This is a genomic window from Microcoleus sp. AT8-B5 (genome assembly GCF_036705565.1).
Classification (GTDB): domain Bacteria; phylum Cyanobacteriota; class Cyanobacteriia; order Cyanobacteriales; family Microcoleaceae; genus Microcoleus.
The window spans coordinates 164651-184913 of sequence record NZ_JAUBUY010000004.1 but is presented as its reverse complement, the minus strand read 5'-3'; the positions used below and the strand labels follow the sequence as shown (position 1 = coordinate 184913).

Here is a 20263-nt window from a genome sequence, read left to right as displayed (position 1 = left end):
CACCGCGAACACGAGTTTGTGCAACAGCTAGCCGAAAAATCCAGTGCTCTGGAATCTTTGCAGCACCAAATCGCTGAAAAAGAACACCGCGAACACGAGTTTGTGCAACAGCTAGCCGAAAAATCCAGTGCTCTGGAATCTTTGCAGCACCAAATCGCTGAAAAAGAACACCGCGAACACGAGTTTGTGCAACAGCTAGCCGAAAAATCCAGTGCTCTGGAATCTTTGCAGCACCAAATCGCTGAAAAAGAACACCGCGAACACGAGTTTGTGCAACAGCTAGCCGAAAAATCCAGTGCTCTGGAATCTTTGCAGCACCAAATCGCTGAAAAATCCGCTGCTGTGGAATCCTTGCAGCAGCAATTCGCCACCGAAAAGCAAAATCTCGAAAGCCAATTCCAGGAAACCGTGTCGAAGTCGAGTTATGAATCTTTGCAGCACGAGTTAGCAGAAAAGTCAAGTGCGATCGGCGACTTCCAAGTTAAACTGACCAAGTTGCAATATCTGGAAAATGAATTGAGCCAGAGTGCGGCGATACAGCGAAATTACGACGCTTTGCAGCAACAGTCTCAAGAACAGCTAAGAACCATCAAAGCTTTACGGGAACAGCTAGGTCAAATGCAGGCTGTGGCTGGGATTGGCGAAGCTTATCTCAACAAGTGGCGCCGTCCCTGATTCTCTGATCGGCACGCCACAGTCTAACGCTCCGGGTGCGCCCAGAGCATTTTACCCCTAAAAAGTCCTCTAAACTCGACCTCCTTCCTCTTGTAGCGATAGATTTGAACCTGTCGCTACAAGAGCTTTTTATTGCAAAATATGAGCATAATATTAAGAAATATTACAATAAATAAATTTATGACAGGCGATCGCACCCCTTTTGGCAAATCCAGTCCCACAGACACTAAGGGCCGCGTCACGGTAATTGGAGGCGGCATCGGCGGGCTGACAGCAGCAGCCCTGCTAGCCCGCAGAGGATACAAAGTGCTAGTCTTAGAACAGGCGATCGTCCCTGGCGGATGCGCTTCCACCTTCAAACGCAAAGGCTTTACCTTCGATGTCGGCGCCACGCAGGTTGCAGGATTGGAACCCGGAGGCATTCACCACCGAATTTTCTCAGAATTAGACATAGAACTTCCCGCCGCGACACCCTGCGATCCCGCTTGTGCGGTGTTTTTGCCGGGAGAAACCGCACCGATTAGCGTGTGGCGAGATCCGCAAAAGTGGCAGGAAGAAAGACAGCGGCAGTTTCCTGGAAGCGAACCTTTTTGGCAATTATTGTCTGCATTGTTCCAAGCTAGCTGGAAGTTTCAAGGGCGCGATCCGGTTTTACCGCCCAGAAACTTCTGGGATTTCTGGCAATTAATTCAAGCAGTTCGCCCCGACACTCTAATTACTTTGCCTTTCACTTTTATGACAGTGGGAGATGCTTTGCGGCTTTGTGGGTTGGGCGACAATTTGCGCTTGAAAACTTTTCTGGATTTGCAGTTAAAATTGTATTCTCAAGTTGATACCGAAGAAACGGCGCTACTTTACGCGGCGACGGCTTTAGGAGTTTCGCAAGAGCCGCAGGGATTGTATCATCTACAAGGAAGTATGCAGGTATTGAGCGATCGACTGGTAGAGGCGATCGAACGAGACGGCGGCAAAGTCCTGTTGCGGCACACAGTTGAAAGTATTGTCACCGCCAACGGCAAAGCCATCGGTACAGTGATTCGCAATCAAAAAACAGGCGAAGTTTGGACAGAAACCGCCGATCGCATTGTTGCCAACGTGACCGCCCAAAATCTAGTAAAATTGTTGTCAGGCGAGCCAAGTGTCGGAAATTTAACAGATAATTTATCGGTCAAATCAGAGACTTCAGAGACAACTAATAAACTCCCAAATCAAATGGCAGGCTACAAATATCGAGTTGATAAATTGCCGCCCGCATCCGGTGCATTTGTCATATATTTGGGAGTCCATGAAAGCGCAATTCCGGCAAATTGTCCGCCCCACCTTCAGTTTCTCTACGATTACGACGGCGAGATTGGGGAGAATAATTCATTATTTGTTTCAGTCAGTCATCCGGGTGATGGGCGAGCACCGGAGGGAATGGCGACAATTATCGCTTCGTCATTTACTGATACTCGAATGTGGTGGAATGCGGTTGATTATGAAGGATTGAAGCAAAAATACAGCGCAGGGGCGATCGCCCGTTTGAGCGAATATTTCAATTTGACGCCAGAGTCGATCGTACACCAAGAAGCCGCCACACCCCGCACCTTTGCCCGCTATACAGCGAGAGATAGAGGCGTTGTGGGTGGCATCGGCCAGCGAATACCAACCTTCGGCCCCTTCGGATTTGCCACTCGCACACCAATTAAAAACTTGTGGTTAGTAGGTGACTCCACCCATCCGGGAGAAGGCACTGCCGGCGTTTCCTATTCAGCTTTAACAGTAGTGCGGCAAATGGAAGCCGCCTCTAAAATCTAAGGAATGAGAATTAAATAAGTTCCACTCTTGAAAGTGGGATGGGCGTCCCGCCCGCCCAAACAGGAGGGGCGGGACGCCCATCCCACAAGAACAATTAAAATTGTAAATTATTTAATTCGCGATCCTAAGAGGACACAGCAAGGCCGTTTCCCTACACCAAAAATAATTAATCGCGCGAGAGATGTAACTATCGCGCGATTAATTTTAGGGAATAGTCAACAGTCAACCATCATTCCGGTGTCACCGGAATTGATATCAACTAGATTCTCTGACTACTTGATAGAAATTTTTGCGCCCACAGCTTCAAGCTGTTTCTTCATTTCTTCAGCAGCTTCCTTAGCAATAGCTTCCTTAACTGCTTTCGGTGCGGCTTCTACCAAGTCTTTCGCTTCCTTCAGGCCCAGACCGGTAATTGCGCGGACTTCCTTCAGAATGGCGATTTTCTTGTCAGCAGGAACTTCTTCCAGCATGACAGTAAATTCGGTTTGCTCTTCTACTGGTTCAGCAGCAGCAGCAGCAGGGCCGCCCATCATCATCATGCCGCCTACAGGAGCAGCAGCGCTGACGCCGAAAGCTTCTTCAATTTGCTTGACCAATTCAGAAGCTTCGAGCAAAGTCAGAGACTTAAGTTTTTCCAAGATTTCGTCAGTTGCAGTAGACATTCGTTAAACTCCTAGTTCGATTGTAGATTTGGGATTTGGGATTTGAGATTTGCTCATTCATCCTTAGTTTTTCGTCTCCAGTCTTCTATTTATTGCTAAATACTAATGACTGAGGACTAATGACTAATTACTAATGACTTACACAGATGCGCTTTCTGCTTCTGCTTCTGGTTGCGCTTCTGCTTCTGCTTCTGGTTGTGCTTCTGCTGCTACTTCTGCTGAACCGCCGTCTTTTTCAGCATAAGCTTTAAGACCGCGAGCGATCGAAGTAGGAACTTGATTGATACCCACAGCCAACTTGGTTGCGACACCGTTGATAGCGCCAGCAATTTGAGCCATGAGTTGTTCTTTCGACGGCAGATCGGCTAATGCTTTAACATCAGCTTCTTTCAGTACCCGTCCTTCCATTACGCCGCCGCGAAGTTCTGTCTTCTTAGAGACTTTTTGGAATTCTTGGTAAGCTTTAATCGCGCCGCCAATATCTTCTTGCACGAACAGAAATGCCGACGTACCTGTCAGCAATTCTTGTATCGGCTGCCAGGTTTCGTTGCCTTCAACAGCAATTCGCATCAGCGTGTTTTTTGCCACTTGGCAACTGCTGCCTTTCGGACGCAAACGCCGACGCAAATCTGTGATTTCAGCAACAGTTAAGCCCGTGTAGTCAATCACGATCGCCAGTTGAGATTCGCTCAAGGTTTGCTTGAGGTCTGCAATAATCTCATTTTTTACTGCTAAACTTTTGCCCATACTTATTTCACCTCCTTTTAGGATCGAAAACTGCCCACCAAAAACCCCGACCTTAGAGCCGGGGCAGAGAATTAAAAATTAACAAGTCAGAATTAAAAATAGAAAATTTCTAATCTTTGAGTCTTGAGTTTTTATTTCTTCAGCCTCGGCAGGAAATTAAGCGGTCGGCACCTGCGGTCTTCAGCTTATTGATTTTTGATTAGGCTATCACCAGAAGGCAGACATTAGCTGGGGTCTGGCGTAAGTCTTGTAAGAGATTTACACAGACAGCCGAAGCAGTCTTTTACCTTCTGCCTTCTGCTGAATTCTTTCTACGCAGCATCAAGTTTGGTATCGCGCAGAGCACTGATATCGACTTCGATCGACGGGCCCATTGTTGCGGATACGTACAAACTGCGCCAGTAGCGACCTTTAGCACCAGAAGGACGGTTGCGGTCAACTGTTTCTTGCAAAGCATGAAGGTTGACGAGCAAATCTTCCGCTGAGAAAGCTGCCTTGCCAAACATAACATGAACGATGCCAGTTCGATCGGCACGGAATTCTAGTTTACCACCTTTAAACTCGTTGATCGCCTGAGCAATGTCAGTCGTCACCGTGCCACCTTTCGGAGAAGGCATCAAACCGCGCGGGCCCAACAACCGACCCAATTTTGCCACCAACGGCATCACGTCTGGGGTAGCAATCAGGCAGTCGAAGTCCATCATGCCCTTCTGAATTTCATCGATCAACTCTTCAGAACCAGCAATATCCGCGCCGGCATTTAGAGCTTCTTTAACTTTTTCGCCCTTAGCAATCACCGCAATTCTGACTACTTGACCAGTTCCTTTTGGTAGCGATACAGTTGTCCGCAACTGTTGGTCAGTATATTTCGGGTCAATTCCCAAACGGATGTGAGCTTCAGCAGCTTCGCCAAACTTAGCGGTTGCCGTTTCTTTCAAAAGTTGCAGAGCTTCCAGCGGTAGATAAGGTCTGTCTTCAACTTTCTTTTGAAGTTCTTGCAGTCTTCGCGATACTTTCTTTGCCATTGTTATCTCCTGGGGTCAGTCGATTTTAGATTTTAGATTTTAGATTTTAGATTGAACCTATCGGACAATCTTAAAATCTACCCGTTTTCGGTTACTAGCGAAGCTTTGCTTCTCCCCCTGAACCGATCGATTTTGGATTTTGGATTTTGGATTTTAGATTGAAGATTTGAGCTTCAACACTGGGAATTACCGATTGCCAACTGACAACTGCCAACTGACAACTGACTTCAATCCGCGATCGCCACGCCCATATTTTTAGCCGTTCCTGCCACAATTTTCATAGCAGCCTCAACATCATTAGCATTGAGGTCAGGCATTTTGGTTTCAGCGATTTCTCGCAGTTGAGCCTGAGTAATCGAGCCTACTTGCTTGCGGTTAGGTTCTCCCGAACCCTTAGCAATGCCAGCAGCTTTTTGAATCAAAACCGACGCCGGCGGGGTTTTGAGAATAAACGTAAAACTGCGGTCTTCAAAAACCGAAATTTCTACCGGAACCACCAGACCTGCTTGGTCTGCGGTTCTAGCATTGTACTCCTTGCAAAACATCATAATATTGACGCCGTGCTGACCCAAAGCTGGGCCGATCGGAGGAGCTGGGTTGGCTTTTCCCGCCGTAATCGCCAACTTAATTACTGCAACAACTTTCTTTGCCATTAGTTAGTTCTGTTTCTGAACCTGATTGAACTCCAATTCTACAGGCGTATCGCGCCCAAAAATCGAGAGTAAAACTTTGAGCTTGTTTCGTTCCGGGCTAACTTCAATCACATCACCTTCAAAATCTTTAAATGGCCCGGAAAGTACCACAACGTGGTCTCCAGTAGACATCGATACTTTGACAACTGGTTCTGATTCCTGAGCATTTCTGAAGATCCGTTCTACTTCCGAATGACTCAGAGGTAGCGGTTTGACGTGACCCCTGCCGCGCCCGTAGCGGCGTTTCTGCTCTGCCCCGACAAAATTAATTACATTCGGGGTATTTTTGATCACCTGCCACGTATCCTCGTCCATAAACATACGGATGAGTACGTAGCCGGGAAAGATTTTTTCATCTGACTGCCGCCTGGAACCGTCTTTGCCGACTTTGATTGCCGGAGTTTGCGGAATTTCTACTTGAACGATGCGATCGGCAACATCCAAAGTTTGAATCCGCTGCTGCAAGTTTGCCTTCACGCGCTTTTCGCAGCCAGAGGCAACTTGAACAGCATACCAGCGAGCATCAATCTCCGGCACATCTGGCGATGCTGCCTGTCCCGTCGCTTCTGTGGAATACTCAGATTCTTCTGATGCAAAAGTCATGGCCCAAACACCTTTCCCGCGCCCCAGTTAAAGAAGTTATCCACCAAATAGATCAGGCTTGCTGAGAGGATCACCATCAAAAGCACGGCCAAAGACTCGCTGATTAGCTGCTGCCTGCTAGGCCAAACCACTTTGTCGAGTTCTTCTCTAGTTTCCTTAAAAAAACCCGCAGGGTCAAACCCAGGCGCTGTTATTTCTTGAGTTTCTTGAGCTTCGTCTTTTTTCGCCACGATTCAATCCCCCTTGCGATTTTAGATTTTAGATTTTAGATTTTAGATGGTGTGAGTGGCCCGCGGCTCTCAGATTTTGTGACACTAACCACTTACGCCCAAGTCCCAAATCTCAAATCTAAAGCCACGACTTTTTTACAAGCCCAACCAATCAACGGCGTAAATGCCGATCGCCGAAACCGATGATCGAGAAGCCACACCGAGCATTTGTTGATGGCATTTTTTGCGAACCGCCCACAAAAATTAATTCTACCCGAAAGTTTGCGGTTTTGACTGTTGCCAGCCAATAGTCCGGGCGCTTTCGGGCAGAATTTAAAGTTTGGTGATTCAGCGCGCCCTGGAGGACTTGAACCCCCGACATCAGGTTTTGGAGACCTGCGTTCTACCAACTGAACTAAGAGCGCACAGGTGAGGTTGCTGAAATTCGCTTAACCTCTAGATTTCTATTTTAACACAGTGCGCTCGTAAATGGGAAACTTTTTTTGAATTTTTTTAATTTCCCATGAACCATGAACCAAGGGGAAGCTGGGTGCATTCCTACAGGGAGCGATCGAACCGCTGTTTGACGCGAGTAGCTTTGCCCACCCGATCGCGCAGGTAGTAAAGTTTTGCTCTGCGGACTTTCCCGCGACGCATCACTTGGATCGTGGCGATGCGGGGCGAGTGAATCAAAAACACCCGTTCCACGCCGACGCCCTGAAACACGCGGCGGACGGTGATTGTTTCATTAATCCCGCCGTTACGCATGGCAATCACAGTCCCTTCGTAGGGCTGAACCCGTTCTTTGTTACCCTCTTTAATTCTTACGCCGACTCGCACTGTGTCGCCGACGTAAATTTCGGGAACTTGTTTATTGAGTTCTTGCTTGACTCTATCTATTTCTGCCGTTTCGATAGAACGGATTATTTCTGCGCCTTTCATCGGATTTACCAAAACTCACAATCCCTTATCATATATCGAAATGCCCGTTTTATGTCAAAAAATTTCTATGTTAGATACCTCTGGGGTCGTATTTCTGCAACTAGGGGCAATGGCCGCACTGGCCTTGTACGTCGCCGCCAACTTGGGTGCCAACGATGTCGCTAACTCGATGGGGACATCCGTAGGCTCGAAGGCCCTAACGCTGCGGCAGGCAATAATTGTTGCAGGCATACTGGAGTTTTCCGGCGCAGTGCTGTTCGGGCAAGGAGTTTCCGAAACTCTCGCCACAGGAGTTGTGAATGCAGAAGTGTTCGCGGCTCAACCGCAAGTATTTTTAATCGGGATGGTGTCAGTGCTGATTGCTTGCGGCTTGTGGCTGCAAATCGCTACCAGTCGAGGTTTGCCTGTTTCTTCATCCCATGCAGTGGTGGGCGCGATCGCGGGTTTTAGCTGTGTTGCAGCCGGAATTAATGCAGTTGATTGGCGAACTATCGGCACCATCTCCCTAACTTGGGTAGCGACACCTGTTGCTAGCGGTGCTTTAGCCGCACTATTTTACAGTGTGGTGAAGTATTCGATTCTCGATCGACCAGATCCTCTATCTCAAATGCGCGAGTGGATACCTTGGCTGAGTGCAGCAATGCTGAGCGTATTTGGGATAATTGTACTGCCGTCTATTGTCGATGTTGCTTTGGTGCAGACAGGGGCGATCGCCGCGGCGCGCGATCGATTTGGCTGGAATCTGCCCATTCACGATATTGTCATTGGCATTGGGAGTATTGGGGCGATCGTCCTCACACTCAATAGCTGGAAAAAATTAGAATCAGTTGAGAAGGAAGAAGGTTCGGCAGCGGATTTTGTAACGGATGTAACGGATGTAACGGATGCAAGGAATAAGAAAGAGGGAATATTTTCCCACTCTCCCACTCTCCCCCTCTCCCCCTCTCCCCCTCCCCGCCACTCTCCCATCGAGCAACAAATGGCGAGATTTCAAGTCTTGAGCGCCTGTTTTGTAGCATTTTCCCACGGTTCCAACGACGTAGGCAATGCCGTTGCTCCCCTAGCTGCGATCGCCTACATCCGGCGCACAGGTTCCTTTCCATCAGGGGATTTCAGCGTGCCCCTGTGGATTTTAGTCCTCGGAGGCGCAGGAATAGTCATCGGTTTAACCATCTGGGGAAAAAATGTAATAGCCACAGTCGGCGAAAAAATCATCGAACTCCAACCAAGCGGCGGATTTTGCGCGGAATTAGCCACAGCCACCACAGTCTTGCTAGCATCCCGCTTCGGTTTGCCAGTTTCCACATCCCACGCTTTAGTCGGTGCAGTTGTCGGAGTCGGGCTGATCAAAGCTTGGAAAACTGTACGCTTGCAAACTTTGCTGTCAATTGGTTCGGCTTGGCTGGTGACAATTCCGATCGCAGCAGGTTTGGGTGCTATCATCTTCAGCATCGCCCAATCAATCGATTTTAGATTTTAGATTTTAGATTTTAGATTGAAGAATTGGAGGTAGATTGGGATTTACTGTTGGGTGGGGGCGGGTTTACGAGATGATTGGTCTTAGGCCGAGATTATTGGTAAAACCCGCCCCTACATTCAAATGTCAACAGACTCATCCTTCTGATTGCCTCGGTTGGGATAAACTCGCGAAGGCAAAAGTTTCCAAGCCGCAGCATCTGCACCCCAGTTGCGAAAAATCTTCACTGAAGCAAAAATTTTAGCGAAACGCCAATTATAGCCACGCTTCCAGTCAGGAGGCCACTGGGCGGTTTCGTCAGCGGCTTGCAAAGCTCTGACTTCAGCTTCGAGTGCTGCGGCGTGGCGCTGCATGATGATTTCTAGTTGCAAAAAGTGTTCTTCGGGCGATCGCAATTTTTTGACATCCTAACTACAAACGTGATCAAGCGTATTCCAGTACAGTAGGGATAACCGCACCGTGCCCATTAGTGTCAATTTAACGTCAAACCCAGTCACAGACTACTGTTTGACGATTGAGGTCAGATCCCCCCTAGCCCCCCTTAAGAAGGGGGGGACAGGAGTTTTTTTCAAAGTCCCCCTTCTTAAGGGGGATTTAGGGGGATCTAGACTTAGGGAAAAACGAGATTTATCAAGGCTTTCAGGCTTAAGTGGACACCTATGGGCTTTTGGAGTGTCCCTTTAGTCTCATAAAGCTCTCAGGACTAAAGTCCTCACTACAAACGTGATAAAGATTATTTTATTCGACACACAAGCACGCGGGTTGCTCAATCACTTAATTTCTCCTCAAAGCAATGCTTCAGCTTTTGAGCCAGCACCTCGACGCTAGGCTTTCTCAGCATAGTAAGATGATTCCCAGGAACCCTAATCACCTCTACTTTTTGGGTCGTTAATTCACTCCAGCCAAGAGTCGGATCTTGATGACTCATGCTTAGCTGTTCCTCCGATCTAAACAGAGTAATTCGCTGCGGATAAATTTTCGGTACATAGCTGAGAGTTGCTTGACTATTAGCCTGAAATACAGTAAACATCGAGGGGATTGCCAGCTCGCGCCAGCTCCGTTCTTTTGACTCCTGAGATAGGATACTAACCATAACCGCCTGTTTCCAATTCCAGCGATGCAAAAAATTAGCTGCCAAATTAAGCATCTTATTTAATTTCGGAAATTTTGCAAAAATACCGCCAATTTGAACATTTTCTGCACCAGCCACCAAGCGAAAATAATCTACTAAAAAAGGCCAGATAGAGCGCGAAACAGTAGTCAGAATAAACTTGCAACCGTCCCAAAAAGAAGGTTTGTTAGCAGAAATCGGCGCTAAAGTATCAAGCACAGCAAGCAAAGCCACTTCGTCCCCCGCTGCGAGTAACTGTTGAGCCATCTCAAAAGCAACCAAACCTCCAAAAGACCAGCCTCCTAAAAAATAAGGGCCTTTTGGTTGAACGGTACGCAAGGCTGCGATGTAGTCAGCCGCCATGTCTTCAATGCTAGTTAACGGAGAACTTTCGCCGTCAATACCCTTTGGTTGCAGTCCGTAAAAAGGTTGATTTTCTCCTAGCCCAAATGCTAACTCGACATAAGGAAACACGACGCCAAAGATGGGATGGACGCAGAAAAACGGGGGATTTTTACCGCGAGGCTTAATTGCAACTAAAGGCGACCATTCCAGAGATTTTGTTTCTGAAGATAGCAAATCTGCTAAACCTTCAATTGTCGGATTTAAAAAAAGAGCAGACAGCGGCAACTCGCGCTGAAATTGCTGGTTAATCTCATTGATAAGGCGGATTGCCAGCAGGGAATCTCCACCCAAATCGAAGAAATTATCGCGAATGCCAACGCACTCTGCGTTGAGGATTGTGGCCCAAATTTGGGCGAGGGTTGACTCGGTTGGTGTGCGAGGTGCAATGCAGCTTTTATCTATTGAATTGCTAGTTAGAGTTCCCGGTACAGGTAGGCGCAGGCGGTCAATTTTGCCATTGGGAGTTAGGGGCAGAAAATCTATCGCCACCAAAGCACTGGGAATCATGTAATTGGGCAGTTGTTGTTTGAGGAAATTGCGTATTTCCCCGCGATTAAGCGTCTGATTGTGATTGGGGACGACATAAGCAACTAGGCGTTTGTTACCTGACAAATCATCCGCAGCAACCGCCGCTGTTTCTTTGACTGCTGGATGCTGAACCAGCAGCGCTTCAATTTCTCCCAATTCTATTCGATAACCGCGAATTTTTACCTGTTCGTCAGTGCGGCCTAAAAAGTCAATATTGCCGTCGGGAAAATAGCGAGCTAAGTCACCAGTTTTATAAATTCGTTCTCCTGCTTTCTGGCTAAACGGATTAGCAATAAATCGCTGGGCGGTTAATTCGGGGCGGTTCAGGTAGCCTCGCGCCAATCCGCTGCCGCCGATGTACAATTCACCGGGAATTCCAACGGGTACTGGCTGTAAATTTTTATCTAAAATATAGAGTTGAGTGTTAGCTATTGGGCGGCCGATTGGCGGTTTTTTGCTATCGCTAATTTCGGCAAAACTTGACCAGACTGTCGATTCTGTAGGGCCGTAAGCGTTAAAAAATCTGCGCCCCGAAGCCCAGCGTTTAACAACATCGGGGGAACAGGATTCGCCCGCACAGATGATTGTTTGTAGTGCGGGAAGTTTGACGTTTGGAAGGACAGCTAGCAGCGAGGGCGGGAGGGTAGCGTGGGTAATAGCATTGTCCTGCAAAAATTCGATTAATGTTTGTCCTGGCAACAAAGATTCTTTCTTGGCACAGTAAAGTGTTGCTCCGGTTCCCAAGGCCATGACAATCTCAAAAATTGAGGCATCAAAACTCAGGGAAGCGAATTGCAAAATGCGGTGATTTGAGTTTAAGTTAAAAGCTTCTATTTGAGCTAGGGCTAAGTTGTAGAGTCCCCGATGTTCGATTAAAACGCCTTTGGGTTTTCCGGTTGAACCAGATGTGTAAATGACGTAGGCTAGGTTTTCTGGTATGATATTTGTAGTTGGATTTTCTGGGCTTTGTCGGGCGATAATTTCTCTGTCGGAGTCCAAACAGACTACTGAAAAAACTCCGTAATTTTCCGGCTGCGTCAAGTTTTTTGCTAAGTGTTGCTGAGTTACCAAAATCGACACCTGAGCATCTTCTAACATGAAGTTAAGCCGCTCTTGAGGATAAGTTGGATCTAAAGGCAGGTAGGCTGCGCCTGCTTTGATAATGCCTAGCAATCCGACGATCGCATCTAAGGAACGTTCTACACAAAGGCCCACTAAAACTTCTGGTGCTGCTCCCAATTGCTGCAAGTAATGTGCAAGTTGGTTGGCTCGGCTATTGAGTTGGCGGTAGGTTAACTGCTGGTTTTCAAAGACGGCGGCTACAGCATCGGGCGTTAGCGGAGCCCTCGAAGAGGATCGCTCGACTTGCTCTTCAAATAGCTGATGGAAACACTGGTTTTGCGGATAATCTCTCTGAGTGTCATTCCAATCGATTAATAGTTGCTGGTATTCTGGCGCTGTCAGCAAAGCCAAGTCGCTAAGGTGCTGTTTGGGATTGGCAACAATGGCTTCGAGCAGCGTTTGGAAATGTCCCGCCATCCGCGCAATTGTGCCGCTATCAAATAAATCTGTGCTGTAAACAAATTGCCCTTGAATACTTCCTGCATTTTCCCACAAGTGGCACTCTAAATCTAGCTTGGCGGTTCCTGCATCAAAGTCGATCGCCTCGGCAGCGATTCCCGGCAATTCTAGCGCTGCTACAGGAGTGTTTTGCAGGCTGAAACTAACTTGAAATAGGGGGTTGCGGCTCAACTCGCGATCGGGGTGCAATTCCTCAACCAACTTCTCGAAGGGCAAATCTTGGTGGGCGTAGGCTGCCATTGCAACATTTTTTACCCGATGCAATAGTTCCCGAAAAGTTGGATTTCCTGATATATCTGCACGCAGCACCAAACTGTTGACAAAAAAACCGATTAATGCTTCTATTTCGATCAGGTTGCGATTGGCGATCGGCGTTCCTACTGCAATATCTACTTGTCCTGTATAGCGGTAGAGCAAAGTTTGAAAAGCGGCTAGTAGAGTGATAAATAAAGTCGCGCTTTCTTGGTGGCTCAATGACTTTAGCGCCTCGCTCAAAGCAGGTGATAGTGTTATAAATTGTTTAGCGCCGCGGTAGGATGGAACCGCTGGTCTTTGCCTGTCTGTTGGTAGATTGAGTGTGGTAATTCCGTTTAACTGCTGCTGCCAATAAGCTAACTGGGTTTCTAATACTTCGCCCTGCAACCATTGGTGCTGCCATTCTGCAAAGTCGGCGTACTGCACGGGCAGTGCTGGTAAGTGCGAGATCCCATTTTTTACAAATGCTGTGTAGAGCGTTCCTAGCTCTCGAATTAGCACTCCAATCGACCAACCATCAGCCACAATATGATGTAAATTCAGCAGCAATATATGTTCTGTTTCACTGAGTTGTAACAGCGTTACTTTAAATAACGGCCCGGCGGCTAAATCGAAAGGGCATTGCGCTGCATCGGTTGCGAGTTGCAGCGCTGCGGTTTGCTGCTGAGTTGGCGAGAGATTTTGTAAGTCGATTGTGGGGAGGGATACGGTTAAAATGGGAGCAATAATTTGTACGAGTTCCCCTTCCAAAAGCGTAAATGTGGTGCGTAAAGTTTCGTGCCGCTGCACAATTTCGTTGAAGGTTTGCTCTAAGGATCTGAAGTTGAGAAAACCTGTTAAGCGGAGTGCTGTTGAGACATTGTAGAAAGGATTGCCCGGTGCTAATTGATTGAGGAACCAAAGCCGCTGCTGAGCAAACGATGCGGGGAATACAAAAACTTCTGTTTCTTGCTGCATATTTATCGAAATTGCACCCGTTCTACCGCCCTAATTTTTATTTACTTTCTTGATTAAAAGATGATAGCTTCCTCCGCCGACTATCGCGCGAAATCGGCACTAAAGCCGGAGATCCACTTTTAGCATTCTTATCTTTTAAACTCTCCACAATCTTAGATAATTCTCCGATTGTCGGTGCTTCAAAAACCCGGCGCAAAGGCAACTCTACCCCGAAAGCATCTCGCACTCTCGAAACAAGCTGAGTCGCCAGCAGCGAATGGCCTCCTAATTCAAAGAAATTGTCCCGGATACCCACTCGCTTTATCCCCAAAACCTCAGCCCAAATTTTAACTAAAACTTCCTCAATAGAAGTCTGAGCCGCAACATAACCGCCAGCCCATTCTAACTTAATCGGCTGCGGTGCAGGCAAAGCGAGACGATCGACCTTTCCGTTAGGCGTCACCGGTAGCGACTCCAGCACCACAAAAGCCGACGGAACCATATATTCCGGCAGTTTTTCCGCTAGATAAGCCTGCAACTGTGGCACTAATTTACGCGCTGCTTTAGCTTGTAAGGGATTGTTAGCATAAGAGCGCCAAGGACGCAAGTTATCGCTTCTGGTTTCTCGCACAAAATCTTTAGTTTCGCCCCGTGCAAACACTACATCGTAGCGCCCTTGACTGTCGGAATTAGACCAACTAATATTAACATTATACGGAACTTCCAAAGCATACCAAGCTTCGGGATCGACTCCTAAATCCTCGACTTTTTCCACGGCTTTCTGCAACTGACCTGCTGTTGGAAATTTATCGACAACAGACAGCAACTCTGCCGCCTTGACTGCTGCCGTTACCCGCGCATTAGGCACATTAGAAATTCTTAAAACATCCAGTTGATTTTGCAATAATATTTGTTGCACCTTGGTAACACTCAGATTCTGATTTTCATCCAACCAATCCAGCCGTTTTTCTGCGTCCCACTCCCCTTTAGGCGATGATTTTGGGCGTGCTGTTTCCGACGCAATATGCAGAATAGCATTGTACCGAAAATCAGTTAACTCATTGTGGTAACTACCGCGAATTAATTGAATCTCTACGTCGCCAATCTGCGGAAAGCGGTGCTTTAATGCGCTAAAAAACTCTGGTTCAATAACTAACTCTGTTTCTTGAAAAATTTGCATTTGTACTCGCTGCTGCAACTGTTCGCCAGCGAGAGAAGGTTCGGCTTGATACAGTTGTACCGAAGCGTGAAAAGCCTCCAGCAACGGCAAGCTGCGGACATCTCCGATGAATATAAAGCCGCCGGGAGCAGTTGCTTTCACCGCACCTTCTAGCACCTGCACGAGATAGTCGATATTCGGGAAATATTGCACGACTGAGTTGAGAATTACTGCGTCAAAAGCTGCTGTCTCTACTCCTTCAAAATCGGTCGCCATTTTCTGAATTAGCGTTACATTAGTTAACTCTAGATTTGCCAAGTGCTGCTGAATATAGTTGAGCGAAATAGGGGAAAAGTCTGTTCCGCAATATTGAGTGCAGCGAGAGGCAATTTGGAACAGCAACAAACCTGTGCCGCAGCCAATTTCTAACACTCGGCTAGGCTGCAAAGCTAAAATTTGGGCGGCTTGATTGTTCGCCCAGTCGCGCATCTGTTCTGCTGGGATTGGCTGATTAGTATAACTGCTATTCCAGCCGACAATATTAAATGTTGGATCTGAGTCAACAGCAGGTTGATTGTAAGTTTCATTATAGAGGATTTGCCACTGCAAAACCTGTTCGTCCTGCAATTGCATTATTTGGTTTTTTTCGCTAGCAATACTATATTCTGGATTCAGGGCAATATAAGCTACTAAACGTTTATCTCCCTGTCCATCTTCCGAAGCTATTGCTACAGTTTGCTGAACCGCCGGATGTTGAGTTAATTGTGTCTCGATTTCTCCTAATTCGATGCGGAAACCGCGAATTTTTACTTGTTCGTCAATCCGTCCTAAAAATTCAAGGTTGCGATCGCCTCTGTAGCGCACTAAGTCGCCGGTTTTGTAAATTCGCTCTCCTGAATTTGGTTTAAAAGGATTGACAATAAAGCTTTGTGCGGTTAAATCTGGGCGGTTGAGGTAGCCGCGAGCGAGTCCGTTTCCGCCGATGTACAATTCGCCAACAACGCCGATCGCCACTGGCTGCAAATATTTGTCTAATATGTAGATTTGAGTGTTAGCAATGGGGCGGCCAATTGTCGGGGCGATGTCTGTTTGCTCTGTTACAGGAATATAACCGGAAGTTGTGACGACGGTGTTTTCGGTTGGCCCGTAATTATTTACTAGCTTAAATGGATGGGATTTTAAAGGATGTTGTTGCAGTTTTTCGCCGCCTGTGAGCAAGATTCGCAACGCTGTTGTTTGAGGCCAATCTAATAGCAAAACTTTCTCGGCTAAAGGTGTTGGCAAAAAGCTAATTGTAATTGCTTTTGATACTAACCAGTTTTGCAGTTTTTCAGGATCTCGCCTGATGTCATCTTCGGGAAAGTAGATGCTAGCTCCCGCGGCGAGATAAGGCCAAATTTCCCACCCGCAAGCATCAAAGCCGATCGCTGCAATTTGCGTTGCTCGATCGCCCGCTGACACCCCAAACTCTCTTTGATGCCAAAAAACGAGATTTAACAAGCTCCCGTGCTCAATTTCCACTCCTTTCGGCTTTCCCGTGGAGCCGGAGGTGTAAATCGCGTAAACCAGATTTTCGGCTGTGGCTGTGCTGGTGGGATTGTCGGCGATTTCTTGGGAAATCATCTCCCAGTCTGTGTCTAGAAAAACAACCCTTGGATGGTGAATTTTATCATCTGACTGTGTTTCTAAATTTTGCACTTCGCCATCATCCACCAGGGAATAAATTCCCTGGCTCATAGCTGAAGTCGGCTGAAGCCGACTGGAAACTTGTCCTCCGACCGTCGTCTTTAGATGGTGAATTTTATCATCTGACTGTGTTTCTAAATTTTGCACTTCGCCATCATCCACCAGGGAATAAATTCCCTGGCTCATAGCTGAAGTCGGCTGAAGCCGACTGGAAACTTGTCCTCCGACCGTCGTCTTTAGACGACTTTCGCTATTAGACAGGGAATTTATTCCCTGGCGGGTAAGCAATACTGACACTTGAGCATCTTTTAGCATAAAGCTCGATCGCTCAGCAGGATAGCTCGGATCTAAAATTAAGTAAGCTCCTCCCGCTTTCAGGATACCCAACATCCCCACGATCAGATCGAGCGATCGCCCGCAGCAAAGCCCGACTAAAACTTCCGCCCCAACCCCCATTTTTTGCAGATAACGTGCTAGTTGGTTGCTGCGGAGATTTAGCTCTCGATAGGTGACTTGCTCCTCTCCAAATACCAGCGCCACCGCATCCGGTGTCCGATCGGCCTGCATTTCAAATAGCTGATGGATGCACAAATCTTGCGGATAATCCGCCTGAGTATTGTTGCATTCAACTAACAAATGATAGCGCTCTTTGGCGCTCAAATATTGCAAGTTTGCTAGGCGCTGTTCGGGATTTGTCACAATGCTTTCTAACAAGGTTTGAAAATGCCCGATCAGGCGGCTAATCGTAGCTTCATCAAACAAATCGGCGCTGTAAATAACCATGCCGCTGATGCCCTCCGAGCTATCAACCCACAGCTTATTGCTGGGCGATTGGTTGCTTCCCGAAGTGTTGGGCGATCGCTCCCACAAATGAAACTCCAAATCAAACCGCGCTGTACCCACATCTAACTGCTGCGGGCTGAGTGTTAATTCTGGCAATTCTAACTGATTCCCCGGCGCGTTTTGCAGCGCAAACGCCACCTGAAATAAGGGATTTTGGTTCAAGGCGCGATCGGGGTGCAGTTCTTCTACTAACTTCTCAAACGGCAAATCTTGGTGAGCGTAAGCTCCTAATGCTACCTCTTTGACTCGGTTTAAAAGTTCCCGAAAAGTTGGATTTCCCGACAAATCTGTACGCAATACCAAACTGTTGACAAAAAAACCGATTAATCCTTCAATTTCACTGCGGTTGCGATTGGCGATCGGCGAACCTACCACAATATCTTCTTGCTGGGCGTAATGGTAAAGCAACGTTTTAAAAGCGGCCAGCATTGTCATAAACAGCGTCACTCCTTCGCGCTGGCTCAACGTTTCTAAAGCCTCGCTCAGTTGTTTTGGCAGTTGCAAAAATTGCCTTTTGCCTCGGTAACTTTGAATTGCTGGCCTGGGGCGATCCGCAGGCAAATTTAGCATAGAAATGCCGTTTAACTGCTGTCTCCAGTAAGCAAGCTGCGTTTCTAAAACTTCCCCTTGCAGCCATTCGCGCTGCCATTTTGCAAAATCAGCATACTGGATCGACAAAGCCGGTAAAGGCGAAGGTTTTTCGCTAGCAAATGCCGTGTAAAGTGCGCCTAATTCCTGAATAAGCACTCCGATAGACCAACCATCGGAGACAATGTGGTGCATATTCAGCATTAGTAAATATTCGGCATCATCTAGCTGCAATAATGTGACTCGCAGCAACAAGTCATTGGACAAATTGAAAGAGCGTTGAGCTTCCTCAGTCGTGAGCCTGTTTGCTTCAGTTTGTCGAGATTCATTTAGCAAGTTTCGCAAGTCCACTACATTAATCGGGAGGTGGAAAGCAGCAGCTATTCTCTGAACGGGTTGGCCCGAAACTACGGCTAAAGTCGTGCGTAAAGCTTCGTGGCGGCGCACAATTTCATTGAAAGTTTGTTGCAGCGCCGAAAAATTGAGCGAACCTGTCAAACGCAATGCTGCGGGAACATTATAGAAGGGGTTGTTCGGGACTAATTGGTCGAGAAACCACAAGCGCTGCTGTGCAAAGGAAAGCGGTAGATTTCCGTCCCGCCCCACAGGAACAATCGGTGTAGGAGTGAAACTAGAAGTACGATTAGCTGCTTTTAAAAATGAAATAATTTCGGCTTTTTTTTGAGAAATTTCGGCGCGCAGTTCTTGTGTAATAATTCCTTCGGGAGCGTTGCAGCGCAGGCGAGATCCCTCAACAAAAATATTAATATCTAGACTGCGAAGGTAAGATAAAAACTCAACTAACTCCACGCTGACAGAATCTCTGGCATTTGGCGATGAACTCGATATTTTTGGCTCTGGCATTTTGAGTCATCCTGTCAATCGATTTTAGATTTTAGATTTTAGATTTTAGATTTTAGAATTGAAGCATTGACCCCACAGATAAATTCGGGGGTTCCTTTATTGGATACAGGTTTTTTATTTCTGGACGGATGAATCACGTGGCGGGTATCCTGGATGCTTTCGGTCATTACTTGGGCACATCAATAAATTAAATTCCACCAGCGCACAAATTAAGAGCTTAACTTACCGCTTGCTTACTGTGGCCTAACCTAAGTATGATCCTGTTTGAATTCGCAACCAAAATCCTACCCAAGGTTTCAGCTTATGCCGTTCATGCCCTTCAATTTCCTGTTCCTATGGCTGGTGGGACTGCTGTCGATCGGGGTACTTGGCACAGGTATATACATTATTTACGAATGGTACATCGGCGCACTGGTAGGGATTTCCTACTTAATCAGCGGAGTGTTGATGCTTCTTTGGTGTGTTGGCGGCCGCTTTATCAGTTTGCCGCTGTTCCGCCGCCCCGGTGCTGACGAACCGAAGCCCACGCGGACGGGTACGGTGCAGCGGGTAGAGAGGCCTGATGGCACTATTTTACAAGTAGAATTCTACGGCCCGGAGGACGGACAGCCGATTATTCTCTCGCACGGTTGGGGGCCGAACAGTATGGTTTGGTATTACGCGAAACGGCAACTAAGCGATCGCTACCGAGTGATTGTTTGGGATCTTCCAGGCCTGGGAAAATCCACTCGACCAAAAAACAGTGACTACTCCCTAGAAAAATTTGCCCGCGATCTTGAAGCCGTCATTGCCATAGCAGGAAATAAACCTGTTATCCTACTCGGACACAGCATGGGTGGCATGATTTCTCTAACATTCAGTCGGCTTTTCCCAGAACTTCTCGGTAGTCGAGTAGCTGGTTTAATTCTGGTAGATACGACTTATACTAATCCCGTCAAAACCGCTATTTTTAGCAGTTTATTACGCGCTTTGCAAAAGCCGCTGCTTCAACCTATGCTCTACCTCACCATAGCTCTTGAACCGATTATGTGGGGAATGACTTGGCTGAGCTATCTCAATGGTTCACTGCACATCAGTGTAGAATTATCGGGATTTAAAGGCACTGAAACGCGCGGTCAATTAGAGTTCTCAGCTTTCTTATCAGCCTTGGGTTCTCCCGGCGTTCTCGCTCGCGGCACACTGGGAATGCTCAAATTTGATGAAACAAAAACTTTGCGATCGATTGACATTCCAGTGTTGGTGATCTGCGGCGATTCAGATATCGCCACTACCCCCCCAGCTAGCCTGCGAATGAAAGCAGAATTGCCTCAAGCAGAGCTAGTTACTATAAAGCGAGGAGGACACATGGCATTAATCGAGCATAACCAGCAGTTTGCCGAAGCTGTCAGGGCATTCTGCACTGAAATTTCCTAACTAAAAATGTGAGTTAAAACTGAGATATTTCAGCATTCTCAAGAACAGGCTTTTCGGCCTGTTCC

General features: G+C 47.2%; 14 protein-coding genes, 1 tRNA gene, 1 pseudogene and 1 other annotated feature. Of the genes and pseudogenes, 4 read left to right on the top strand and 12 right to left on the bottom strand.

Annotated elements, in window-relative coordinates; genetic code table 11:
• Positions 1-675: pseudogene (locus tag QUB39_RS04835) on the top strand (CopG family transcriptional regulator); the annotation flags it as partial.
• A gap of 180 nt (positions 676-855) precedes the next feature.
• Entirely contained in the window at positions 856-2472 is a 1617-nt protein-coding gene (gene crtD, locus QUB39_RS04830; RefSeq protein ID WP_333208013.1) for a C-3',4' desaturase CrtD, read from the top strand.
• 272 nt (positions 2473-2744) lie between these two features.
• Here the strand turns inward: crtD and rplL are convergent, their stop codons facing one another.
• The 9 genes from rplL to rplS all read right to left on the bottom strand — a co-directional run bounded on the left by rplL (position 2745) and on the right by rplS (position 7352).
• Complete coding sequence (gene rplL / locus QUB39_RS04825) at positions 2745-3134, bottom strand: 50S ribosomal protein L7/L12 (RefSeq protein WP_333054355.1); 390 nt, start codon at positions 3132-3134, stop codon at positions 2745-2747.
• A 138-nt stretch (positions 3135-3272) separates the two neighbouring features.
• Positions 3273-3881 carry a 50S ribosomal protein L10 gene (rplJ, locus tag QUB39_RS04820; protein WP_333054357.1) on the bottom strand — a complete coding sequence of 203 codons (609 nt, stop codon included), beginning with the start codon at positions 3879-3881 and terminating at the stop codon, positions 3273-3275.
• 29 nt (positions 3882-3910) lie between these two features.
• Positions 3911-4083, bottom strand: a sequence feature (ribosomal protein L10 leader region).
• A gap of 109 nt (positions 4084-4192) precedes the next feature.
• Complete coding sequence (rplA, locus tag QUB39_RS04815; RefSeq protein ID WP_190663916.1) at positions 4193-4906, bottom strand: 50S ribosomal protein L1; 714 nt, start codon at positions 4904-4906, stop codon at positions 4193-4195.
• A 227-nt stretch (positions 4907-5133) separates the two neighbouring features.
• Complete coding sequence (gene rplK, locus QUB39_RS04810; RefSeq protein WP_333031062.1) at positions 5134-5559, bottom strand: 50S ribosomal protein L11; 426 nt, start codon at positions 5557-5559, stop codon at positions 5134-5136.
• 3 nt (positions 5560-5562) lie between these two features.
• Positions 5563-6201 (bottom strand): transcription termination/antitermination protein NusG, encoded by a 639-nt coding sequence (nusG, locus tag QUB39_RS04805; RefSeq protein ID WP_333054359.1) that lies wholly within the window; start codon positions 6199-6201, stop codon positions 5563-5565.
• On the bottom strand, positions 6198-6431 hold the full coding sequence (secE, locus tag QUB39_RS04800; RefSeq protein WP_333054360.1) for a preprotein translocase subunit SecE: 234 nt from the start codon (positions 6429-6431) through the stop codon (positions 6198-6200). The genes nusG and secE overlap by 4 nt, the downstream gene beginning before the upstream one ends.
• A 151-nt stretch (positions 6432-6582) precedes the next feature.
• A complete protein-coding gene (locus QUB39_RS04795) occupies positions 6583-6792 on the bottom strand; it encodes a hypothetical protein (protein WP_333054361.1) in 210 nt (69 codons plus the stop codon).
• Positions 6763-6835 (bottom strand) — tRNA-Trp (locus tag QUB39_RS04790). Before QUB39_RS04790 ends, QUB39_RS04795 begins: the two co-directional genes overlap by 30 nt.
• A gap of 133 nt (positions 6836-6968) precedes the next feature.
• Positions 6969-7352, bottom strand: a complete 384-nt coding sequence (gene rplS / locus QUB39_RS04785) for a 50S ribosomal protein L19 (RefSeq protein WP_333054363.1) — start codon at positions 7350-7352, stop codon at positions 6969-6971.
• 40 nt (positions 7353-7392) lie between these two features.
• On the opposite strand from rplS, the gene QUB39_RS04780 reads away from it, so the two are divergent.
• Positions 7393-8832, top strand: a complete 1440-nt coding sequence (locus QUB39_RS04780) for an inorganic phosphate transporter (RefSeq protein ID WP_445243095.1) — start codon at positions 7393-7395, stop codon at positions 8830-8832.
• Between the two features lie 116 nt (positions 8833-8948).
• Here QUB39_RS04780 and QUB39_RS04775 read toward each other — a convergent pair whose 3' ends face one another.
• The 3 genes from QUB39_RS04775 to QUB39_RS04765 all read right to left on the bottom strand — a co-directional run bounded on the left by QUB39_RS04775 (position 8949) and on the right by QUB39_RS04765 (position 18785).
• Positions 8949-9224, bottom strand: coding sequence for a hypothetical protein (locus tag QUB39_RS04775; protein ID WP_333054367.1), 276 nt, complete (start codon positions 9222-9224; stop codon positions 8949-8951).
• A 371-nt stretch (positions 9225-9595) separates the two neighbouring features.
• Positions 9596-13666 carry an amino acid adenylation domain-containing protein gene (locus QUB39_RS04770; RefSeq protein ID WP_333207950.1) on the bottom strand — a complete coding sequence of 1357 codons (4071 nt, stop codon included), beginning with the start codon at positions 13664-13666 and terminating at the stop codon, positions 9596-9598.
• Between the two features lie 37 nt (positions 13667-13703).
• Complete coding sequence (locus QUB39_RS04765) at positions 13704-18785, bottom strand: amino acid adenylation domain-containing protein (RefSeq protein ID WP_333207952.1); 5082 nt, start codon at positions 18783-18785, stop codon at positions 13704-13706.
• Between the two features lie 303 nt (positions 18786-19088).
• Here QUB39_RS04765 and QUB39_RS04760 point away from each other — a divergent pair, with 303 nt between their 5' ends.
• Positions 19089-20198, top strand: a complete 1110-nt coding sequence (locus tag QUB39_RS04760) for an alpha/beta hydrolase (RefSeq protein ID WP_333207954.1) — start codon at positions 19089-19091, stop codon at positions 20196-20198.
• Positions 20199-20263: the final 65 nt, after the last annotated feature.

What these genes read in the sequence shown, in the direction of transcription:
- rplL (WP_333054355.1), bottom strand. Translation starts at nt 3,134, where the DNA reads ATGTCTACTGCAACTGACGAAATCTTGGAAAAACTTAAGTCTCTGACT.
- QUB39_RS04760 (WP_333207954.1), top strand. Translation starts at nt 19,089, where the DNA reads ATGCCGTTCATGCCCTTCAATTTCCTGTTCCTATGGCTGGTGGGACTG.
- crtD (WP_333208013.1), top strand. Translation starts at nt 856, where the DNA reads ATGACAGGCGATCGCACCCCTTTTGGCAAATCCAGTCCCACAGACACT.
- nusG (WP_333054359.1), bottom strand. Translation starts at nt 6,201, where the DNA reads ATGACTTTTGCATCAGAAGAATCTGAGTATTCCACAGAAGCGACGGGA.
- rplK (WP_333031062.1), bottom strand. Translation starts at nt 5,559, where the DNA reads ATGGCAAAGAAAGTTGTTGCAGTAATTAAGTTGGCGATTACGGCGGGA.
- QUB39_RS04765 (WP_333207952.1), bottom strand. Translation starts at nt 18,785, where the DNA reads ATGCCAGAGCCAAAAATATCGAGTTCATCGCCAAATGCCAGAGATTCT.
- QUB39_RS04770 (WP_333207950.1), bottom strand. Translation starts at nt 13,666, where the DNA reads ATGCAGCAAGAAACAGAAGTTTTTGTATTCCCCGCATCGTTTGCTCAG.
- rplJ (WP_333054357.1), bottom strand. Translation starts at nt 3,881, where the DNA reads ATGGGCAAAAGTTTAGCAGTAAAAAATGAGATTATTGCAGACCTCAAG.
- rplS (WP_333054363.1), bottom strand. Translation starts at nt 7,352, where the DNA reads ATGAAAGGCGCAGAAATAATCCGTTCTATCGAAACGGCAGAAATAGAT.
- rplA (WP_190663916.1), bottom strand. Translation starts at nt 4,906, where the DNA reads ATGGCAAAGAAAGTATCGCGAAGACTGCAAGAACTTCAAAAGAAAGTT.
- QUB39_RS04780 (WP_445243095.1), top strand. Translation starts at nt 7,393, where the DNA reads ATGCCCGTTTTATGTCAAAAAATTTCTATGTTAGATACCTCTGGGGTC.
- QUB39_RS04795 (WP_333054361.1), bottom strand. Translation starts at nt 6,792, where the DNA reads ATGTCGGGGGTTCAAGTCCTCCAGGGCGCGCTGAATCACCAAACTTTA.